The following is a 4,130-nucleotide window of genomic DNA, read 5'->3' as shown; positions in this document are numbered from 1 at the left end:
TCTCTACCGTTCGCGCCCGGCACTGCATGGCCGTGATTGTGAGCCGGAAGGGTTTTCCTGGCTGATCGTCGATGACAGCCAGAATTCGGTTTTTGCCTGGCTGCGCAGCGCACCGGGCGGCAGCCCGGTGGCCGTCATTTCCAATTTCACGCCGGTGCCGCGTGACAATTATCGCGTGCCGTTGCCGAAATCAGGCAAATGGCGCGAGATCATCAACACCGACGCTTCGGAATATGGCGGTTCCGGCAAGGGCAATGGCGGCATGGTCGAGGCGCGGGCGGAGGGAGGAAACATCTCAGCGACGATGCTTTTGCCGCCGCTGTCGACGATCATGCTTGAACTCGTTGCCGACTGAGCCATGTCGATATCGAGTAACTTGGGAGGGTAGAAATGGCAGACTTGAAACGGACCCAGCCGCTGGCGCGCGATGCCATGGCCTATGTATTGGCCGGCGGCCGTGGGAGCCGCCTCAAGGAACTGACCGATCGGCGTGCCAAGCCGGCCGTCTATTTCGGCGGCAAGACGCGCATCATCGATTTCGCGCTCTCCAACGCGCTTAACTCCGGCATTCGACGCCTCGGCGTCGCCACCCAGTACAAGGCACATTCGCTGATCCGCCATCTGCAGCGCGGCTGGAACTTCCTGCGCCCTGAACGAAACGAGAGTTTCGACATCCTGCCGGCCAGCCAGCGCGTCTCGGAAACGCAGTGGTATGAAGGCACCGCCGATGCCGTCTATCAGAACATCGACATCATTGAGGCCTACGGCCCCGAATACATGGTCATCCTGGCCGGCGACCACATCTACAAGATGGACTACGAGATGATGCTTCGCCAGCACGTCGACGCCAATGCCGACGTCACCGTCGGCTGCCTCGAAGTGCCGCGCATGGAAGCCACCGGCTTCGGCGTCATGCATGTCGATGCCAAGGACAACATCATCGCCTTCGTCGAAAAACCCGCCGATCCGCCCGGCATTCCCGATAAGCCGGAATTCGCGCTGGCTTCGATGGGCATCTACGTCTTCAAGACCAAATTCCTGATGGAGCAGTTGCGCCGCGATGCGGCCGAGGCGGGCTCAAGCCGCGACTTCGGCAAGGACATCATCCCCTATATCGTCCAGCACGGTAAGGCGATCGCGCATCGCTTCGCTAAATCCTGCGTCCGCTCGACCGCCGAGAACGAAGCCTACTGGCGCGACGTCGGAACGGTCGATGCCTATTGGGAAGCCAATATCGACCTGACCGATATCACGCCCGAGCTCGATCTCTACGACCGCGACTGGCCGATCTGGACCTATGCCGAATTGAAGCCGCCGGCAAAGTTCGTGCATGACGAGGATGGCCGCCGCGGTTCGGCTGTGTCTTCGCTTGTCTCGGGCGATTGCATCGTCTCGGGGGCTTCGCTGAAAAAAAGCCTGATCTTCACCGGCGCGCGCATCAATTCCTATTCGACGCTGGAAGAAGTCGTCATGCTGCCCGACGTTCATGTCGGCCGGAACGCAAAGTTGAAGCGCGTGGTCATCGACCATGGTGTTAGGATACCGGAAGGGCTGGTGGTCGGCGAAGATCCTATTCTCGACGCCAAGCGCTTCCGCGTTTCCGAAAAGGGCATCTGCCTGGTCACGCAGGACATGATCGACAAGTTAGGGCTCTAACGCATGCAGGTTCTGTCGGTCACGCCCGAGATCTTTCCGCTGATCAAGACCGGAGGGCTTGCCGACGTGACCGGCGCGCTGCCCATCGCCTTGGCGGCCAAGGGCGTGACCGTGCGCACGCTCATCCCGGGCTTTCCGACCGTCATGGCCGCCTTCAAGAAGAAGCGGGCGGTTCTGCAATATCCCTTGCTGCAGGGCGGCAAGGCCTCCGTCCATTCAGTCCAACTCGCCGGGCTCGAACTGTTCGTGCTCGATGCGCCGCATCTGTTCGACCGTCCCGGCGGTCCCTACGGCAATGCCACCGGCGTGGACTGGCCAGACAACTGGCGGCGCTTCGCAGCACTAAGCCAGGTCGGCGGCGATATCGCCGGCGGCGCCATCTCGGGCTACCAGCCCGACATCGTCCATGCCCATGACTGGCAGTCTGCGATGACCCTGGCCTACATGCGCTACGGCAAGGCAGTTGGCATTCCCTCGATGATGACCGTCCACAATCTCGCCTTCCAGGGCCAGTTCGGCGCCGGCATCTTCGGTGAACTCGGCTTGCCGGCGGCGGCGATGGCGCTCGACGGCGTCGAATATTATGGTGGTGTCGGCTTCCTCAAGGCTGGCCTGCAGGCCGCCTGGGCGATCACCACGGTCAGCCCGACCTACGCGCAGGAGATCCGCTCGGCGGAATTCGGCATGGGTCTCGACGGCCTCATCAACATGCGCTCCAGCGATCTCTATGGCATCGTCAACGGCATCGACACCGGCATCTGGGATCCGGAAACCGACAAGCATCTGGTATCCCCCTACAAGGCGAGCACACTGAAGGCGCGCGCGCCCAACAGGACTGCCGTGGAGGACCGCTTCAGTCTTGAGCGTGACGACAGCCCGATCGTCTGCGTGGTCAGCCGGCTGACCTGGCAGAAGGGGATGGACATACTGGCGCTGGTGATCGACGGCATCGTTGCCACTGGCGCGCGGCTGGCCATCCTAGGATCGGGCGATGCTGGTCTCGAAGGCGCGCTGCTTGCCGCTGCCGCCCGGCATCGCGGCCGTATCGGTGTGGTCGTCGGCTACGATGAGGGGCTGTCGCACATCATGCAGGGTGGCTGTGACGCCATCGTCATCCCCTCGCGCTTCGAACCGTGCGGGCTGACGCAGCTTTACGGCCTGCGCTATGGCTGCGTGCCGGTGGTCGCGCGCACCGGGGGCCTCGCCGATACGGTCATCGACGCCAATGAGGCCGCCGTCTCTGCCGGTGTCGCCACCGGCCTCCAGTTCGCGCCCAACAATGGCGGTGCCTTGCTGCACGCCATCCGCCGCCTCGTCGACGCCCATGCCAGTCCGACGGTCTGGGAATCGCTGCAGCGCCAGGGCATGAAGGCCGATGTGTCGTGGGACAAGAGCGCCGAAAAATATGTCGAACTCTATCGCTCGCTACTTTCGAAAAGGGTTGCCTGAAGCATGATACGGACCGTCCCCACCAAGCCTTATTCCGACCAGAGGCCCGGCACGTCGGGCCTGCGCAAGAAGGTGCCTGTCTTTCAGCAGGAGCACTATGCCGAGAATTTCATCCAGTCGATCTTCGACGCGCTCGACGGTTTCAAGGGCAAGACCCTGGTGATTGGCGGTGACGGCCGGTTCTACAATCGCGAGGTCATCCAGAAGGCCATCGCCATGGCCGCCGCCAACGGCTTCGGCAAGGTGATGGTCGGGCAGGGCGGCATCCTGTCGACGCCGGCCGCCTCGCATGTCATCCGCAAGTACAAGACCTTTGGCGGCATCATCCTGTCGGCCAGCCATAATCCCGGCGGCCCGCATGAGGATTTCGGCATCAAGTACAATGCCGGCAATGGCGGCCCGGCGCCGGAAAAGCTGACCGACGCGATGTTCGAGAAAACCAAGACAATCTCAAGCTTCAAGATCGCCGATATCGATCCGATCGACATCGACACAACAGGCACGGTCAAGGCCGCCGGCATGACGGTCGAGATCATCGACCCGGTCGCCGACTATGCCGAACTGATGGAAAGCCTGTTCGATTTCGATGCCCTGCGCAAACTGTTCAAATCCGGCTTCCGCATGCGCTTCGACGCCATGCACGCGGTGACCGGCCCCTACGCCAAGGAGATCCTGGAGAACCGGCTTGGCGCGCCCAACGGCACCTGCCGCAATTTCAAGCCGCTGCCGGATTTCGGCGGCCATCACCCGGATCCGAACCTCGTCCATGCCAAGCACCTCTATGACGAGATGATGGGACCGGACGCGCCGGATTTCGGCGCTGCCTCGGATGGCGACGGCGACCGCAATCTGATCATCGGCAAGGGCATTTTCGTCACCCCGTCGGATTCAGTTGCCATGCTCGCCGCCAATGCCCGCCTGGCGCCCGGCTACAAGGCCGGTTTGAAGGGTATCGCCCGCTCGATGCCGACCAGTGGCGCTGCCGACCGCGTCGCTGAAAAACTCGGCATCGCCCTCTATGAGAC

The 4,130-nt window shown here is 62.4% G+C and carries 4 protein-coding genes; all 4 read left to right on the top strand.

Annotated features, from left to right (window positions below; all coding sequences use genetic code 11):
- On the top strand, positions 1-355 hold a 355-nt coding region (locus EN893_RS21745; RefSeq protein ID WP_206640153.1), incomplete at its 5' end, for an alpha amylase C-terminal domain-containing protein.
- Between the two features lie 35 nt (positions 356-390).
- On the top strand, positions 391-1,656 hold the full coding sequence (glgC, locus tag EN893_RS21740) for a glucose-1-phosphate adenylyltransferase (protein ID WP_127273144.1): 1,266 nt from the start codon (positions 391-393) through the stop codon (positions 1,654-1,656).
- Between the two features lie 3 nt (positions 1,657-1,659).
- The gene (glgA, locus tag EN893_RS21735) at positions 1,660-3,105 is read left to right on the top strand and encodes a glycogen synthase GlgA (protein ID WP_127269989.1); all 1,446 of its coding nucleotides are present in this window, start codon (positions 1,660-1,662) and stop codon (positions 3,103-3,105) included.
- 3 nt (positions 3,106-3,108) lie between these two features.
- The coding region (locus tag EN893_RS21730; protein WP_128361765.1) for an alpha-D-glucose phosphate-specific phosphoglucomutase at positions 3,109-4,130 on the top strand (1,022 nt) is incomplete at its 3' end.

This window comes from Mesorhizobium sp. M7A.F.Ca.CA.004.04.2.1 (genome assembly GCF_004022825.1).
Taxonomy (GTDB): domain Bacteria; phylum Pseudomonadota; class Alphaproteobacteria; order Rhizobiales; family Rhizobiaceae; genus Mesorhizobium.
This window is presented reverse-complemented; position numbering and strand designations above follow the sequence as displayed.

Coding starts and splice junctions, on each gene's coding strand:
- glgA (WP_127269989.1), top strand. CDS start 1,660: ATGCAGGTTCTGTCGGTCACGCCCGAGATCTTTCCGCTGATCAAGACC.
- glgC (WP_127273144.1), top strand. CDS start 391: ATGGCAGACTTGAAACGGACCCAGCCGCTGGCGCGCGATGCCATGGCC.